The following is a 16335-nucleotide window of genomic DNA, read 5'->3' on the forward strand; positions in this document are numbered from 1 at the left end:
CGCCGAGGACCGAGGGAGGACCGGGGGTCAGTCGCCCCGCACGCGCGCGTGCAGGTGCATGTCGTGGGGGCCGTCGTCGTGGACGGCGGCCCTGCGCTTGGTGCCCTCCAGGGCGAAGCCGGCCTTCCCGGCGACGCCGCAGGAACCGGCGTTGCGTACCGAGTGCTCCAGCTCCACGCGGTGGAAGCCCGCCACGTCCAGCGCCCAGGCGGCGACCGCCGTCAGGGCCCGGGTCGCCACGCCGGCGCCCCGGGCGGCGGGCAGCACCCAGTACCCGACCCAGGCGACGCCGTCGTCGAAGTCGAAGCCGCGCAGGGCTATGCGGCCCAGGACCCGCCCGCCGTCGCCGGTGACCGCCCAGTGGGCGCCCCGCTCCCGCTCCCAGTCCTCGCGGTAGCCGTCGAACCAGCCGGCGATCTGCGCCTCGGAGGTGGGGCGGCGGGTGTGCCAGCGGCGCAGCTCCCCGTCCGTGTACGCGGACAGGAAGACCGGGGCGTCGGCCTCCTCCCAGGGGCGCAGCAGCAGCCCGCCGGCGGCGGGGAGGAGGGGCTGGGGGCGGGCGGACAGCGCGCCGGCCTCGATGACGGGCGGCGTCGACAGGGTGCGGGTCATGTGCACCATGATCGCGGCTCGACCGCGACGCCGGGACCGTCGTCGTACCGGAGCAGGGGGTGCCGCTCGGCACCGTGGTACGAGGCGGTCGACGCCACCGTCCCCCTACGCTCCCGGGCGTCGGCGCGCTGTCGGCGCAGGGGCGAGCATCGGGGGACGGGCATGTCGGTTCACATCTCACGCCGGACGGACCGCGCGGCGGCGGCCGGGTTCGGCCGCCGGGCCGGGTACGCGGCGGCGCTGCTGCCGGTCGCGCTCGGCACCGCGGGGCTCGTGGTGGCGGGCCGGGCGGACCGGGCGCGGGAGTGGTGGGCCCGTGTCGGCGGGGAGGACCCGGCGGCCGAGGCCCGGCGGCCCGGTGCCGGGCGGCTGCTGGTCCACGCGCTGGTGTGCGTGCCGCTCGGGCCGGTCGCCCTGGTGCCCGTGGGCGTCGAGGTGCTGTTCGCGCTGCGGGGCGTGCTCCATCCGCTGGTCGAATCCGGTCCGTACGACCACTCCTGGGGCGGCCCCACCCTGGCCGGCGCCTGGGCCGCGCACTTCTTCATCGGCCTTCCGCTCGCGGCGGCCGGGCCGGGCGCGCCGGGCCTTCTGCACCGGCTGCACCACCGGCCGGCCGGCGGGCTGTGGGACCGGAAGGTCGGCCTCGGGCCCGTACTCGCCCTCCTGGTCACGGCCCTGGCCTGCACCGTGCCGGTCATCGCCTGGACCCACCGGCTCTGAGCCGCGTCACAGGTCCAGCGCGTGGCCCGTCGTCGCGTCCACGTGCGAGGGGACCTCGTCGTGGCGGTCGCCGACCGTGGAGGTGCCGGTCGGTTCGAGGAGCAGGATCGACGCGCCGCCGGGGGCGTACGGCTTGTGCTCGACGCCCCGGGGCACGGTGAAGACCGAGCCCTTCGGGAGGCGGACCGTGCGTTCGCCGGCCGGTTCGCGCAGCGCGATGCGCAGTTCGCCGTCGAGGACGAGGAAGAACTCGTCGGTGTCGTCGTGCGCGTGCCACAGGTGCTCGCCCTCGACCTTGGCCACGCGGACGTCGTAGTCGTTGACGCGGGTGACGATCCGGGGGCTCCACAGGGCGTCGAAGGAGGCGAGGGCGGCGGCGAGGGCGAGGGGTTCGTTGCGGGTCATGGGGTGATCCTCGCCGTGGCGGGAGGCGGAGCGGGAGTGCTAGGAATCGCACATGTCGCAAGGATCCTCGCAGCAGGCCGGGCCCGTCCCCGCCCGGGGGCGCCGCCAAGGCCTCCACCGGGTCGTCGTGATCGTCGACGCTCACTCCAATCCCTTCGAGCTCGGCTGCGCCAGCGAGGTCTTCGGGCTGCGGCGGCCCGAGCTGGGGGAGGGGCGCGAGCTGCTGTACGACTTCGGGCTCTGCTCTCCGGAGCCGGAGACGGTCATGCGGGACGGGTTCTTCACGCTGTCCGGGGTCAGGGGGCTCGACGCCGCCGACACGGCCGACACCGTCGTCGTGCCCAACCGTCCCGACGTCTCCGTGCCGCGCCGCCCCGACGTCCTCGACGCGATCCGGCGCGCGCACGCGCGCGGGGCGCGGCTGGTCGGCTTCTGCAGCGGGGCGTTCACGCTGGCGGAGGCGGGCGTCCTGGACGGGCGGCGGGCGACGGCGCACTGGCAGTGGGCGGACGACTTCCGGGCGCGGTTCCCGGCCGTGCGCCTGGAGGAGGACGTGCTGTTCGTCGACGACGGCGACATCCTGACGGCGGCGGGCAGCGCCGCCGCCCTCGATCTGGGGCTGCACGTGGTGCGGCGCGACCACGGGGCGGAGGTCGCGAGCGCGGTGAGCCGGCGGCTCGTCTTCGCCGCCCACCGGGACGGCGGACAGCGGCAGTTCATCGAGCGGCCCGTGCCGGAGGTCCCGGAGGAGTCGCTCGCACCGGTGCTCGCCTGGGCGCAGGAGCGGCTCGACCGGCCGTTGGCGGTGGCCGACCTCGCCGCGCGGGCGGCCGTCAGCCCCGCGACCCTGCACCGGCGCTTCCGGGCGGAGCTGGGTACGACGCCGCTGGCCTGGCTGACGGGGGAGCGGGTGACGCTGGCCCGCCGGCTCCTGGAGCGCGGGGAGGCCCGGCTCGACGTGGTGGCGCGGGCGAGCGGGCTCGGCACGGCGGCCCATCTGCGGACCCTGGTGCGCCGTGAGACGGGGCTGTCGCCGTCGGCGTACCGGAACCGCTTCGGCCCGGGCGGGACGTGAGTCCCGGCCCGGGCCGCGGGGGTCGTACGGGTGGTGCGGGTCGTGCAGGTCGTACGGGTCGTGCAGGTCGTGCGGGGGCGCCATGGGGGTGGCGGTCTCAGTTGGAGTGGGCGGAGATGTCGCCGTAGGAGGTGGTGGCGCGGATGGCGAGGCCGGCGCCCTTGCCCTCGGCGTTCCGGAGGGCGTTGCTGACGCGGCCGTAGGAGGTGCCGGCGTCGAGGGTCGCGGCGACGCCGCGGGCGGCGCCGACCGAGATCGAGCCGGACTGCGTGCTCAGCTCCACCGAACCGGCCGTGGCCTCGGCGATGCGCAGGTCGCCGCGGGCGGTGGTGAGTTCGGCGTCGCCGTTGACGCGGCCGAGGGTGATGTCGCCGTCCTGGAGGGTGAGGCGGACGCGGCGGGCCTCGTCGAGCTTGACCGGGCCCTGGGCGGCCTCGAAGGTGACGTCCCCGAGCCGTCCGACGCCGCGCAGGTCCGCGGCGGCGGCCTTGCCCTCGACGGAGGACCCGGCCGGGAGCTGGACGGTGATCTCGACGGAGCCGGAGGCGCCGAACAGCTGGTTCCGGGCCTCGGGGGCGGTGATCCGCAGGACGCCGTCCGCGAAGGCGACCGTGGTCTCCTCGGCGGCCTTCACGTCACGGGACCGGCCGGCGGTGGCGGGGCGGATGTCGACGGTGACGTCGGCGCGGTCGGCGGCGATGAAGCGGAGGTGGCCGGCCGGGACGGCGACGAGGGCGGCGATCGGGGCGGTGGCGGCGAAGGTCTGCATGGTGGGCGCTCCTGTGGAGTGGTGTTCCCGTCGGCGTTTCCGACATGAGAAAAGCTACGTTGCTTTCCAATGTTCGGCAACTCTCTCGTTGCACTGGATCGAGGTATTTGCAGGTCATCGTCGAGATTTCGTTGCAATGGAGCGAGAATTGATGCAACGATCCAAGGTCGGCGCGTTGCAATGGAGGGAGGGTGAACGCTATGCTGGCCGCGTTGTGGACGCACGGTGTGAAAGGGGAGCGCGATGCCGGGAGGCAGGCTCACTCAGCAGGAACGTCAGCAGATCGCGCTGGGGCTGGCCGACGGGCTCGCGTACGCGGAGATCGGCAGGCGGCTCGACCGCCCCACCTCCACCGTCACCCGCGAGGTGATGCGCAACGGCGGCCCCACCGCCTACCGCCCCGACCTGGCGCACCGCGCCACCGAGGGCCGTGCCCGGCGGCGCCGGCCCGGGGGCGCCGCCGCGGCGCCGGCCGCGCGGGCGGACGGACGGGACGTGGAGGCCGTGCGCGACTACGAGGAGGCGTTCGCCACCGTCTTCATGCAGAGCGGGCTGCCCCGGATGACCGCGCGCGTCCTCGCCGCCCTCTACGCCACCGACGCGGGCAGCCTCACCGCCGGCGAGCTCGGTGAGCGGCTCCAGGTCAGCGCCGGCTCCATCTCCAAGGCCATCGCCTTCCTGGAGAGCCAGAGCCTCATCCGCCGCGAGCGCGACGACCGGCGCCGCGAGCGGTACATCGTCGACGACGAGCTCTGGTACCAGTCGATGATCGCCGCCGCCAAGGCCAACGAGCAGATGGTCGAGATCGCCCGGCAGGGCGTCGCCGTCCTCGGCCCCGGCACCCCCGCCGCCGCCCGCCTGGAGAACGTCGCCCGCTTCATGGACTTCGTCAGCGAGGGCATCGTGCGCGCCGCCGAGCAGGCCCGGGAGATCCTCCTGGCGAAGCCCGCGGAGCCGGAGGTCGTACCGGACGGCGAGTGAGCCGCCTCGCGTGCGGGTGCGTCTGCGTCCGCGGGTGCGGGTGAAGGCGAGGGCGCGGGCCCGGGCGCCGGGGCCGCATCAAGGCCACATCTGACCTTCCGTCAGATGTGGCCTTCCGTCGTAATGGAACGTGTTCTACTCTGCGCGCCATGGGCATCGCCATCACGCACGAACAGCGGGACCTCGCCCGGTCCGTCCGCGCCTGGCTCACCCGCGCCGCACCCCCCGAGGAGCTCCGCCGCTGGCTCGACGCGCCCGAACCGCCGGCCGGCCGGCCCGCGCACTGGGACGCCGCCGCCGCGCAGGGCCTCCTCGGGATCCACGTACCGGAGGAGCACGGCGGCGGGGGAGGCGGCCTCGACGACCTCGCCGTCGTCGTCGAGGAGACCGCCCGCGCCCTGCTCCCCGGCCCCTACCTCCCCTCCGTCCTCGCCGCCGAACTCCTGCGCCGCGCGGGCGCGTCCGGATCCTCCGGACCCCTCCTCGCCGACCTCGCCGAAGGCCGCCGCATCGGCGCCGTCGCCCTCGGCGGAACCGGCACCCTCACCGCCGTACGCACCGGCTCCGGGTACCTCCTCGACGGCACCGCGCCGCCCGTCCTCGGCGCCGCCCAGGCCGACCTGCTCCTCCTCCAGGCCGCCACCGCCGACGGCACCGTGTGGCTCGCCGTCGACACGCACGCCCCGGACGGCGGACCGGGGCCCGCCGTCCGCGCGCACGCCTGCGCCGACCCCACCCGGCCCACCGCCGAGGTCGGCGCCGCCGCCCTGCCCGTGCCCGCCGACCGCGTCCTCGCCCTCGACACCGGTCTCGTCCACGACCTCGCCGCCGTCCTCTTCGCCGCCGACGCCTGCGGCACCGCCGCCCGCGCCGTCGAGACCGCCGCCGAACACGCCCGCACCCGCGAACAGTTCGGACGTCCCATCGGACGGTTCCAGGGCGTCAAACACCTCTGCGCCGACATGCTCGTCCGGCTCGAACAGGCCCGCGCCCTCGCCTGGGACGCCGCCCGCGCCGCCGACGACCCCGCCCGGCCCCTCGTCGCCGCGCTCGCCGCCGCCACCGCCCTCGACGCCGCCCACACCTGCGCGAAGGACTGCGTCCAGATCCTCGGCGGCATCGGCTTCACCTGGGAACACGACGCCCATGTCCTGCTGCGCCGCGCCCTCGTCGCCCGCCAGCTCCTCGGCACCGGCGACCGCTTCCGGCTCGACGCCCTCCGGCACGCCGCCACCGGGCTGCGCCGGGGCCTGCGCCTCGACCTGCCGGCCGCCGCCGAGCCGTACCGCGAGGCCGCCCGCGCCGCCATCGCCCCCGCCGTCGGACTCGACCCGGCCGCCGCCCGCCGCGTCCTCGCCCCCACCGGCCACGCCGCCCCGCACCTCCCGGAGCCGTACGGCCTCGGCGCGGGCCCGCTCCGGCAGCTCGCCGTCCAGCGCGAACTCGACGAGGCGGGCGTCACCGTCGCCGGACTCGGCATCGCCACCTGGGTCGTGCCGTCCCTCCTCGCCCACGGCAGCCCCGCACAGCAGACCACCCACCTCGGGCCCACCCTCCGCGGCGAGCGGCGCTGGTGCCAGCTCTTCTCCGAGCCCGGCGCCGGCTCCGACCTCGCCTCCCTGCGCACCCGGGCCGAACGCACCGGGGACGGCCGCTGGCGGATCACCGGACAGAAGGTGTGGACGAGCGCCGCCCAGGAGGCCGACTTCGGCATCCTCCTCGCCCGCACCGACCCCGGCGCCCCCAAGCACCGGGGCCTCACCTACTTCCTCGTCGACATGAGGAACACGCCGGGCATCGACATCCGCCCGCTGAAGGAGATCACCGGGGACTCCCTCTTCAACGAGGTCTGGTTCGACGGCGCGCTGCTCCCCGCCGACGCCGTCGTCGGCGAGGTGGACGACGGCTGGCGGGTCGCCCGCAACACCCTCGGCAACGAACGCGTCCACATGGCCGACCAGGTCGTCTTCGACACCGGCCTCGAAGCGCTCATCAAGGCCTCCGCCGAGGCCGACGGCTCCGTCCGCGCCCGCACCGGGGCCCTCCTCGCCGAGGCCCACGCGCTCGCCTGCATCGGCCTGCGCACCACCCTCCTCCAGGTGTCGGGACTCGAACCCGGCGCGGGCGCCAGCGTCCGCAAGCTCGTCCAGACCCTCCACCAGCAGAGGACCGCCGAACTCGCCCTCGAACTCCTCGGCCCCGACGGCGCCGTGAACGAGGGCGCCGGCGCGGCGGCCGTCCACGGCTTCCTCATGTCCCGCTGTCTGACCATCGCGGGCGGCACCACGCAGGTACAGCTCAACGTCGTCGCCGAGCGGCTGCTCGGCCTCCCCAGGGACTGAGAGGTCACGCCGTGAAGTCCGTGAAGTCGTCCGTGAAGTCCTTCGTCGTCGGTGTCGGCACCACGAAGTTCGAGAAGCCTGAGACCCGGGACTGGCAGTACTGGGACATGGCGCGCGAGGCCGGCGCCGCCGCGCTCGCCGACGCCGGGATCCCGTACGAGAAGGTCGAACAGGCCGCCGTCGGCTACTGCTTCCAGGCCTCCACGGCGGGACAGCGGGCCGTGTACGAACTCGGCCTCACCGGCCTGCCCGTCTACAACCTCAACAACAACTGCGCCACCGGCTCCACCGCCCTCATGACCGCCCGCCAGTTCGTCGAGGGCGGCATCGCCGACTGCGTCCTCGCCCTCGGTTTCGAGAAGATGAGCCGGGGCGCGCTGGGCGGCGGTTCCGGCGCAGGCGCCTTCGCGACCTCGCCCGTCGCCCGGCACTACGGCATCATGGCCGCCGCCCACGGCTTCGAGGCCTCCCCGCCCACCGCGCAGATCTTCGGCAACGCCGCCCGCGAACACATGGAGCGGTACGGCACCACCGAGGCGCAGCTCGCCGCCGTCGCCGCCAAGAACCACCTCCACTCCTCGCGCAACCCCCAGGCCCAGTTCCAGGACGTCCACACGGTCGAGGAGGTCCTCGCCGCGAAGACCGTGCACCACCCGCTCACCAGGCTCCAGTGCTCGCCGACCTCGGACGGCGCCGCCGCCGCCCTCGTCGTCTCCGAGCGCTTCGTCGCCGAACACGGCCTGGAGGGGCGGGCCGTGGAGATCGCGGGCCAGGCCATGACCACCGACACCGGCGAGTCCTTCGCCTCCGGATCCTGCATCGACGCCGTCGGCCGGCCCATGTCCCGGGACGCCGCGCGGCAGGCGTACGAGGCCTCCGGGCTGGGCATCGAGGACGTCGACGTCATCGAGCTCCACGACTGCTTCTCCGTCAACGAGCTCCTCACCTACGAGGCCCTCGGCATGTGCGCGGAGGGCGCCTCCGGCAAGCTCGTCGAGTCCGGCGCCACCACCTACGGCGGACGGTGGGTGGTCAACCCCTCCGGCGGCCTCATCTCCAAGGGGCACCCGCTCGGCGCCACCGGCCTCGCGCAGACCGCCGAACTCGTCCGGCAGCTCCGCGGCGAGGCCGAGGGCCGCCAGGTCGCCGGCGCCCGCGTCGGCCTCGCCCACAACATCGGCCTCGGCGGCGCGGCGGTCGTGACCCTCCTGCGTCGCAGGTCGTAGGACTCTTTCCGCATGTACGGGGCGGAGCCGCTCTGCGACCATGACACGCATGCCGCAGACCGACTCCGCCACCGGAAGCACCGCCACCCGCCCCTCCATACGCACGGCCCGGCCCTGGCTCGTCGTCCTCGTCGCCTGCGCCGGGCAGTTCCTCGTCGTCCTCGACGTGTCGGTCATGAACGTGGCGCTGCCGTCCCTCAAGGCCGACCTCGGCCTCGGCACCCTCGGCCTCCAGTGGGTCCTCAACGCCTACGCGATCGCCTTCGCCGGCTTCATGCTGCTCGGCGGCAGGGCGGCCGACCTGTACGGGCGCAAGACGATGTTCCTCGCGGGCCTCGGGCTCTTCACCGCCGCCTCCGTCGTCGGCGGCCTCGCCCCCGAGGGCGGTTACCTCATCGCGGCGCGGGCCGCGCAGGGACTCGGCGCGGCGGCGCTCTCCCCGGCCACCCTCACCCTCGTCACCTCCGCCGTCCCGACCGGCGCGGCCCGCACCCGGGCCATCGCCACCTGGACGGCGGTCGGCGCGGCGGGCGGGGCCGCGGGCGGCTTCGTCGGCGGCCTCCTCGTCGACCTCCTGAACTGGCGCTGGGTGCTCCTCGTCAACGCGCCCCTCGGCGTCCTCATCCTCGCCGCGGCCGTCCTCTGGCTCGCCGAGAGCCGCACCGCGGACGGGCGCCGCCTGGACCTGCCCGGAGCGGTCCTCGTCACCGGGGGCCTGGCGACGCTCGCGTACGGCATCGTGCAGACCGAGATGGCCGGCTGGACCTCGGCCGCGACGCTGCTGCCGCTGCTCGGCGGCCTCGCGCTCCTGGCGGTCTTCGTCGCGGTCGAGAAGCGCACGAGGGAACCCCTGGTCCCGCTCGGCATCTTCCGCAACCGTGCCGTGTCCGCCGCCAACACCGGCATCATGCTGTGCGGCTCCGCCTCCTTCGGCATGTGGTTCTTCATGACCGTGTACGCCCAGAACGTCCTCGGCTACACCCCGCTCCAGGCGGGACTCGCCCTCGTGCCCAGCTCGCTGGCCGTCCTCGTCGGCTCCAAGACCGCGCCCCGCCTGATGGCCGTCACCGGCGCGCGGACGCTCGCGATCGCCGGCATCCTCACGGCGGCGGCCGGTTTCGCCTGGCAGTCCACGCTCACCGCCGACGGCACCTTCCTCGCCACGGTCCTCGGCCCCGGCATCCTCATGATGGCCGGCATCGGCCTCGCCACCACCCCGCTCGCCACCCTCGCCACCTCCGGAGCCGCCCCCGGCGACGCCGGCCTCGTCTCCGGCCTGGTGAACACCTCCCGGACGATGGGCGGCGCGATCGGCCTCGCCCTGCTGACCACGGTCGCGGCCGCCGCCACCCCGGACCCCGCCCACCTGGTCCCCGGCTACGCGATGGCCTTCCGCGTCTCCACCGCCATCCTCCTGGCGGCGGCGGCCCTGATGGCCCTCTGGCTCCCCAGGACCACCGGGAAGACCAAGGCGCCCTAGGGCCCGTCTGACAGACAGGCCCTAGAGCCACCCCTGCTGCCGTGCGGCCCGGGCCGCCTCCATCCGGTTGCGCGTCCCGGTCTTCCCGATGGCGGCGGAGAGGTGGTTCCGCACGGTCGACTCGGACAGCCGCAGCCGCCCCGCGATGTCGGCGACCGTCGCCCCGTCCACCGCCGCCGCCAGCGCCTCCCGCTCACGGGCCGTCAGCGGGTTCGGTCCCTCGCCGAGCGCGGCGGCGGCGAGCGCCGGATCGACGACGGTCTCGCCGCGCAGCACCGCCCGGATCGCCTCCGCCAGCTCCTCCACCGGCCCGTCCTTCACCAGGAACCCGGCCGCCCCCGCCTCCCTCGCCCGCCGCAGGTACCCCGGCCGCCCGAACGTCGTCAGGATCAGCACCCGGCAGTCCGGCACCTCGTCCCGCAGCTCCGCCGCCGCGTCGAGCCCCGACCGCCCCGGCAGCTCGATGTCGAGCAGCGCCACATCGGGCCGCGCCAGCAGCGCCCGCTCCACGATCTCGTCCCCCCGCCCCACCTGGGCGACGACCTCGATGTCCGCCTCCATCCCCAGCAACAGCGAGAGCGCCCCGCGCATCATCCCCTGGTCCTCGGCGAGCAGCACCCGGATCGACTTGCTGGGCCGGTGGTCCCGCGGCATCTCGTTCACACCCGAAAGCGTAGGCCGGGCGGGCTTCCCCCGCGGGGCGGAACGCGCGTGCCTCCGTCGCGGAATGGTCGTTTCCCCGGCACGAAGAAGATCGTCGGCGCCACCGCCCTCGCGGGGCGGCCACCTCCGCGGCCCCGGGCGGGGGCCGCGCGGGCCCGGCGCCGGAGCGGTGTCTGACGTACCGTCAGGAGTGTGGCGTACGAGGGTTCCCAACGTCTCGCCCCTCCGCTATACATGGGGGACACCGAACTGGAACGCGTTCTACATCGGCGCGTACGGGGCGGTTCCCGCACGGCCTCGGCGTGACCGACGGTGCGGACGGTCGCGCCGAGGTCTTCCACTCCAAGGACTTCCAAGGAGCAGCAAGCCGATGCCCATTGACGCCGCCAAGGCCCTCGCCGCCGAGCCCCGCAGCGCCGAGATCGCCTGGGACCACAAGGACGTCCAGCTCTACCACCTCGGCCTCGGCGCCGGCAGCCCCGCCACCGACCCGGCGGAGCTGCGCTACACCCTCGAATCCCGGCTCCACGTGCTGCCCAGCTTCGCCACCGTCGCCGGCGCCGGCATGGGTGTCGTCGGCGGACTCTCCGCGCCCGGCATCGACATCGACCTCGCCGCCGTCCTCCACGGCGGCCAGTCGGTCACCCTCCACCGCCCGCTGCCCACCGGCGGCCGCGCCGTCTCCACCTCCCGCGTCGCCGCCGTGTACGACAAGGGCAAGGCCGCCATCCTCGTGCTGCGCTCCGAGGCCGTCGACGACGAGGGCCCGCTGTGGACCTCCGACGCCCAGATCTTCGTCCGCGGCGAAGGAGGCTGGGGCGGCGACCGCGGCCCCTCCGAGCGGCTCGAACTCCCCGACCGGGCGCCCGACCGGACCGTCGAGCGGACCGTCCGCGAGGACCAGGCGCTGCTCTACCGCCTCTCCGGCGACTGGAACCCGCTCCACGCCGACCCCGACTTCGCGAAGCTCGCGGGCTTCGACCGGCCGATCCTGCACGGCCTGTGCACCTACGGCATGACGCTCAAGGCGGTCGTGGACACGGCGCTCGACGGAGACGTCACCCGGGTCCGCGCCTACCGCACCCGCTTCGCCGGGGTCGTCTTCCCCGGCGAGACCCTGCGCATCCGGATGTGGGCCGGGGACGGCCGCGTCCAGGTGACGGTGACGGCCGTGGAGCGCGACGACGCCCCGGTCCTCGCCGACACCCTCGTCACCCACTCGTAGACCCGTCCCGGAGGGAGCCGCACCATGCGCGCAGCCGTACTGCACGAGATCGGCCAGGACAAGCTGGAGGTCCTCGACGACGTCGAGGCGGTGGGCTTCGGCCCGGGCAGGGTGCGGATCCGGGTGCGGGCCACCGGCCTGTGCCACTCGGACGTCTCCGCCATGAGCGGCGTCCTGCCGCAGCCCGCGCCCTTCATCCCCGGCCACGAGGGCGCCGGCGAGATCCTCGACGTCGGCGACGGCGTCACCGGACTCGCCCCCGGCCAGCGGGTCCTGCTCTGCTGGCTGCCCGCCTGCGGCAGCTGCGCCGCCTGCAAGCGCGGCCAGACCCAGCTCTGTCTCGCCGGCTTCATGAACGCCGGCACCCCCAACTTCAAGCGCCCCGGCGGGGACGTCTTCGGCTTCGCCGGCACCGGCACCTTCACCGAGGAGGTCGTCGTCGACGCCGGCTGCGCCGTCCCCATCCCGGACGACGTGCCCTTCGACATCGCCGCCCTCATCGGCTGCGGCGTCACCACCGGCCTCGGCGCGGCCATCAACACCGCCAAGGTCGAAGCCGGTTCGTCGGTCGCCGTGATCGGCTGCGGCGGCGTCGGCATCTCCGCCATCCAGGGCGCCCGGCTCCAGGGCGCCGCCCAGATCGTCGCCGTCGACCCCGTCGAGTCCCGCCGCGAGGCCGCCCTCCGCTTCGGCGCCACCGAGGCCGTTGCCCCCGAGGCGCTGGCCGACGCCAAACAGCGGATCACCGCGGGCGAGGGCTTCGACTACGTCTTCGAGGTCGTCGGCAAGTCCGCCACCGCGCGGACCGCGTACGAGACGACCCGGCGCGGCGGCACCCTCTGCGTCGTCGGCGCGGGCGCCATGGACGACCACCTTCGGCTCAACATGTTCGAGCTGTTCTTCGACGAGAAGCGGATCCTGCCCTCCATGTACGGCGGCGGGGACGTCCTGCGGTCGTACGAGCGGGCCATCGCGCTCTGGCGGGCCGGCCGCATCGACCTGGAGTCGCTCATCACCCACCGGGTTCCGCTTGCGCACATCAACGAGGCCCTGGAGCAGATGCGGACCGGCGCGTCCCTCCGTACCTGCGTCGAGATCTGAGAGGACTCCGTCATGTCACTGCCCCTGCCGCTCGAAGGGCTGAGCGCGATCGTCACCGGCGCGGGGCGCGGGCTCGGCCGCGCCGAGGCGCTCGAACTGGCCCGGCTCGGCGCGGCCGTCGTCGTCAACGACTACGGGCAGCCCGGCCGGGACGGGTCCGGGGACGCCTCGGCCGCCCCCGCGGAGGAGGTGGCCGCCGAGATCACGGCGGCCGGCGGCCGGGCCGTCGCCCACCTCGGCGACGTCTCCGACTTCGAGACCGCGCGCGGCCTCGTCGACCTCGCCGTCGCCGAGTTCGGCAAGCTGGACGTCCTCGTCAACAACGCGGGCATCCTGCGCGACCGGATGGTCTTCTCGATGAGCGAGGACGAGTGGGACTCGGTCGTCCGCGTCCACCTCAAGGGCCACTTCAACACCACCCACTTCGCCGCCGTGCACTGGCGCGGGCGCGCCAAGGCGGGGGAGCCCGGCGTCTACGGCCGGATCGTCAACACCTCCTCCGAGGCCTTCCTCGCGGGCTCGGCCGGACAGCCCAACTACGCCGCCGCCAAGGGCGGGATCGTCGGCCTGACCACCTCGTCGGCGCTCGCCCTCGCCCGGTACGGGGTGACCGCCAACGCCATCTGCCCCCGGGCCCGCACCCGCATGACGGAGGACGTCTTCGCCGGCTTCGCCGAGCCCTCGGGCGAGGACGAGCTCGACCCGCTGTCGCCCGAGCACGTGGCCCCGCTCGTCGGCTACCTCGCCTCCCCGGCGGCGGCCCGGGTCAACGGGCAGCTGCTCGTCGTCCACGGCGGGATGGTCGCCGTCGTCGAACGGCCCCGGGTCGCGGCCAAGTTCGACACCGCCAAGGAAGCCTTCGGCTTCGAGGAGCTCGACGGGCTGCTCACCCCGTACTTCGCGGAGCGCCCGCCGAACGAGACCTTCGCGGCCACCGAGGTCCTGGGGCTGAAGAAGGGCTGAACCCCGGCCCGGGGGATCGGGGGAGGGCTGAACCCCGGCTCCGGGGGGGATCGGGGGAGGGGACGGCGAAGGGCCCCGGGGGGCGGATCCCCCGGGGCCCTTCGCCGTCGCGCGCGGACGAGGGGCTAGCCCTCGTGTGCCTCGCGGCGGTGCCGTCCGTGCGGGGCGGAGGTCGTCTCCTCCGCCGGCGCGGCCGGGCCCCGGTGCCGTCCGGCACCCGTGCCCTGCGCCTCCTCCGTGGACTGCGTGCTGTCGTCCGCCATGTCGTACTCACCCCGTTGACGTGCCTGTGCGTGCGGTACTGCGGCGGTGAGTCTAACCAGCGGGTTTACGGTCCGTCAGAGGTGCCTGCTGGAGCGGCACCGGCCGCAGCGCGCGCGGCTGTTCCCCCTCCGCCGGGAGGGTCGCTTCCGCTTCCGCCTCCGGTCCCGACCCCGGCTCCGGTCCGGGGTCGTCCGGCACCGTCAGCCCGGCCAGCGCGCACGGCAGCTCCGCCGTGGAGCACGGCAGCCGCAGGACGCCCTCCGGCGACCACGCCCCGGCCCCCGCCACCCATCCGGGCGGCGCCGCCACCTGGTGCATCCGCCGCCCCGAGGGCCGCCAGAGCCCCACCCAGCTGCCGCTCGCCGCGTCGATCCGCAGCGCGACCCCGCAGCTCTCCGGCATCAGCACCTGGCCCGGCTGGACCGCGAACGGCGTCACCGCCGCGTCGTCGAGGCGCAGGCACTCGGGGAAGCGCACCGGCAGCAGGCTTCCAAGGACCCCCCAGCCGAGCCGCTCGTGCCCCGGCGAGGGCGCGTCCGAACGGATCAGCAGCAGCCCGCTGTCCGGGTCCGCGAGCAGCAGCCGGTCGTCGCTCGCCTCGGTGATCTGGAGCAGCGGCGACACCTCGCCGCCCCGCTCCAGGTCCACCGCCACCGTCTTCACCGGCCCGTCGCCGAGCCGCCGGTCCAGGGCCAGCATCCGCCCCGTACGGTCGAGCCAGACCCCGCCCGCGCAGTGGCCCGGGAGCTCGGCGACCCGCTCGGGGCCGAAGGCGCCGCCCGCCACCAGCCAGAGCGTGGTGGACTCCGGGCCGATGTGGCGCGCGTAGGCGCAGATGCCGTCCGGGGACGGCGGCAGCAGCTCCACCGGGCCGTCGCCGGGCGCCTCCACCGAGCCGAGCCGCAGCTCGCCGGTGCCGGGGCCGGTCGGGTACAGCAGCGAGAAGGTGTGCCGCCGGCCGTCCACCCGGCGGCACACCAGGACCCGCCCGTCGGCGAGCGGCAGCAGCCGCGCGTCGCGCTCCTCGGGCTGGTCCAGGGGGAGCGGCACGGCGTACGGCTCCGGGCCGTCGAGGGTCCAGCGCTCCGCGTACAGGGCGTCTCCGGAACCCGCGAGCCGGGCCGCGTACGCGCCGTTCGCGGTGATCGTGAAGCCCGCCGGGGGGTGGACGGCCGTCCCCTCGTGGTCGCCGTCCCCGGCCGTGGTCTCGATGGCCAAGGCTGTCATCGACTCGTCACCTCCGGCCACGAAGCTAGTTTTCGCACTTCCAGCCGAACAACACGAGCCCACGCACTTCACACATATGGATGGCGGTGTGCGGGTTCGATTGAGCGGAGGGGGCCGGTTGTGCTGACGGGGCCACGGGTACGTAAGGTAAGGCGAGCCTAAGCGGATCCTGTGACTCCGCTCGGGAACGCCCGTACGCGTCGCCCCACCTCGACGTCCGCCACCGAAGAGGAGCCCTCCCGATGTCCCTCCGCCGCCGCGGCACCGCCGCCGCCGTCGCCCTCGCCGCCGCGCTCTCCCTCGCGGCCTGCGGAGGCGGCGACTCCTCCGACGCCGCCAAGAAGGAGGACACGGCGAAGAAGAAGGACGTCGCCACCGGAGGCAAGGACTTCGGCGACGCGGCCGCCAAGACCGCCGCCCTGGGCACCGACGCCAAGCCCGGCCAGTTCCCCCGCACCCTCACCCACGCCATGGGCACCAGCGAACTGAAGGCCGCCCCGAAGCGGGTCGTGGTCCTCGACGTCGGCGAGCTCGACAACGTCGTCTCCCTCGGCATCCAGCCCGTCGGCTACGCCCCCTCCGAGGGCGACGACGGCATCCCCGGCTACCTCGCCAAGGACGCCGGCGACCCGAAGTCCGTCGGCACCATCAACAACCTCAACCTGGAGGCCATCGCCAACCTCCAGCCCGACCTCATCCTCGGCAGCCAGCTCCGCGCCGCGGACAAGTACGACGAGCTGTCGAAGATCGCGCCGACCGTCTTCTCCATCCGCCCGGGCTTCACCTGGAAGGAGAACTACCTCCTCAACGCCGCCGCGCTCGACAGGACCGCCGAGGCGAAGGAGAAGCTCGCCGCGTACGAGACGAAGGCGAAGCAGCTCGGTACGGACATCGGCCCGAACAAGCCGACCGTCTCCATGGTCCGCTACCTCCCGGGCAAGATCCGCCTCTACGCGAAGGCGTCGTTCATCGGCACCATCCTGGAGGACACCGGCCTGCCGCGGCCGACGAACCAGCAGGTGAACGACCTCGCCGTCGAGGTCAGCCCGGAGAAGATCGACCAGGCCGACGCCGACTGGATCTTCACCGGCGTCTACGGCGACGCCAAGGCGACCAAGAAGGACGCCGCCCAGGGCAACCCGCTCTGGAAGAACCTCAAGGCCGTCAAGGCGGGCCAGGCCAAGGACGTCCCGGACGAGACCTGGTACCTGGGCCTCGGCGTGACGGCGGCGAACAGCGTCCTCGACGACCTGCGCGCCGACCTGGTGAAGAAGTAGGGGCC

At 74.6% G+C, this 16335-nt stretch carries 16 protein-coding genes; 10 read left to right on the forward strand and 6 right to left on the reverse strand.

The features are described 5' to 3' along the window. Window positions 1-27: 27 nt before the first annotated feature. Window positions 28-612, reverse strand: a complete 585-nt coding sequence (locus AB0E19_RS30265; RefSeq protein WP_362185376.1) for a GNAT family N-acetyltransferase — start codon at window positions 610-612, stop codon at window positions 28-30. A 162-nt stretch (window positions 613-774) separates the two neighbouring features. On the opposite strand from AB0E19_RS30265, the gene AB0E19_RS30270 reads away from it, so the two are divergent. Continuing rightward, window positions 775-1332, forward strand: a complete 558-nt coding sequence (locus tag AB0E19_RS30270; protein WP_362185377.1) for a hypothetical protein — start codon at window positions 775-777, stop codon at window positions 1330-1332. A 6-nt stretch (window positions 1333-1338) separates the two neighbouring features. On the opposite strand, the gene AB0E19_RS30275 is transcribed toward AB0E19_RS30270, so the two are convergent. Then, the gene (locus AB0E19_RS30275; RefSeq protein ID WP_360600000.1) at window positions 1339-1737 is read right to left on the reverse strand and encodes a cupin domain-containing protein; all 399 of its coding nucleotides are present in this window, start codon (window positions 1735-1737) and stop codon (window positions 1339-1341) included. A gap of 52 nt (window positions 1738-1789) precedes the next feature. Here AB0E19_RS30275 and AB0E19_RS30280 point away from each other — a divergent pair, with 52 nt between their 5' ends. Next, window positions 1790-2812, forward strand: coding sequence for a helix-turn-helix domain-containing protein (locus tag AB0E19_RS30280; RefSeq protein WP_362185378.1), 1023 nt, complete (start codon window positions 1790-1792; stop codon window positions 2810-2812). Between the two features lie 97 nt (window positions 2813-2909). Here the strand turns inward: AB0E19_RS30280 and AB0E19_RS30285 are convergent, their stop codons facing one another. Next, window positions 2910-3581, reverse strand: a complete 672-nt coding sequence (locus AB0E19_RS30285) for a DUF4097 family beta strand repeat-containing protein (RefSeq protein WP_362185379.1) — start codon at window positions 3579-3581, stop codon at window positions 2910-2912. Window positions 3582-3824: 243 nt separating this feature from the next. Here AB0E19_RS30285 and AB0E19_RS30290 point away from each other — a divergent pair, with 243 nt between their 5' ends. The 4 genes from AB0E19_RS30290 (at window position 3825) to AB0E19_RS30305 (ending at window position 9610) form a co-directional block, all read left to right on the forward strand. Then, the gene (locus tag AB0E19_RS30290; RefSeq protein ID WP_362185380.1) at window positions 3825-4562 is read left to right on the forward strand and encodes a helix-turn-helix domain-containing protein; all 738 of its coding nucleotides are present in this window, start codon (window positions 3825-3827) and stop codon (window positions 4560-4562) included. A 149-nt stretch (window positions 4563-4711) separates the two neighbouring features. Continuing rightward, window positions 4712-6904 (forward strand): acyl-CoA dehydrogenase, encoded by a 2193-nt coding sequence (locus AB0E19_RS30295; protein ID WP_362185381.1) that lies wholly within the window; start codon window positions 4712-4714, stop codon window positions 6902-6904. Between the two features lie 32 nt (window positions 6905-6936). After that, window positions 6937-8130, forward strand: coding sequence for a Nonspecific lipid-transfer protein (locus AB0E19_RS30300; RefSeq protein WP_362185459.1), 1194 nt, complete (start codon window positions 6937-6939; stop codon window positions 8128-8130). Between the two features lie 40 nt (window positions 8131-8170). Next, window positions 8171-9610, forward strand: a complete 1440-nt coding sequence (locus AB0E19_RS30305) for a DHA2 family efflux MFS transporter permease subunit (RefSeq protein ID WP_362185382.1) — start codon at window positions 8171-8173, stop codon at window positions 9608-9610. Between the two features lie 21 nt (window positions 9611-9631). On the opposite strand, the gene AB0E19_RS30310 is transcribed toward AB0E19_RS30305, so the two are convergent. Further along, window positions 9632-10264 carry a response regulator transcription factor gene (locus AB0E19_RS30310; RefSeq protein WP_362185461.1) on the reverse strand — a complete coding sequence of 211 codons (633 nt, stop codon included), beginning with the start codon at window positions 10262-10264 and terminating at the stop codon, window positions 9632-9634. 379 nt (window positions 10265-10643) lie between these two features. On the opposite strand from AB0E19_RS30310, the gene AB0E19_RS30315 reads away from it, so the two are divergent. The 3 genes from AB0E19_RS30315 to AB0E19_RS30325 are packed head-to-tail and all read left to right on the forward strand — an operon-like array spanning window position 10644 to window position 13562. Then, window positions 10644-11498, forward strand: coding sequence for a MaoC/PaaZ C-terminal domain-containing protein (locus AB0E19_RS30315; protein ID WP_362185383.1), 855 nt, complete (start codon window positions 10644-10646; stop codon window positions 11496-11498). A gap of 24 nt (window positions 11499-11522) precedes the next feature. Then, window positions 11523-12599 (forward strand): Zn-dependent alcohol dehydrogenase, encoded by a 1077-nt coding sequence (locus AB0E19_RS30320; RefSeq protein ID WP_362185384.1) that lies wholly within the window; start codon window positions 11523-11525, stop codon window positions 12597-12599. A gap of 12 nt (window positions 12600-12611) precedes the next feature. Further along, window positions 12612-13562 (forward strand): 3-oxoacyl-ACP reductase, encoded by a 951-nt coding sequence (locus tag AB0E19_RS30325; RefSeq protein ID WP_362185386.1) that lies wholly within the window; start codon window positions 12612-12614, stop codon window positions 13560-13562. Between the two features lie 125 nt (window positions 13563-13687). Here the strand turns inward: AB0E19_RS30325 and AB0E19_RS30330 are convergent, their stop codons facing one another. Further along, window positions 13688-13825 carry a hypothetical protein gene (locus AB0E19_RS30330; protein ID WP_360600027.1) on the reverse strand — a complete coding sequence of 46 codons (138 nt, stop codon included), beginning with the start codon at window positions 13823-13825 and terminating at the stop codon, window positions 13688-13690. Between the two features lie 52 nt (window positions 13826-13877). Next, a complete protein-coding gene (locus AB0E19_RS30335) occupies window positions 13878-15053 on the reverse strand; it encodes a hypothetical protein (protein WP_362185388.1) in 1176 nt (391 codons plus the stop codon). Between the two features lie 242 nt (window positions 15054-15295). Here AB0E19_RS30335 and AB0E19_RS30340 point away from each other — a divergent pair, with 242 nt between their 5' ends. Beyond that, on the forward strand, window positions 15296-16330 hold the full coding sequence (locus AB0E19_RS30340; protein WP_362185390.1) for an iron-siderophore ABC transporter substrate-binding protein: 1035 nt from the start codon (window positions 15296-15298) through the stop codon (window positions 16328-16330). The last annotated feature ends 5 nt before the right edge of the window (window positions 16331-16335 follow it).

This window comes from Streptomyces sp. NPDC047974, assembly GCF_040653375.1.
Lineage (GTDB): Bacteria > Actinomycetota > Actinomycetes > Streptomycetales > Streptomycetaceae > Streptomyces.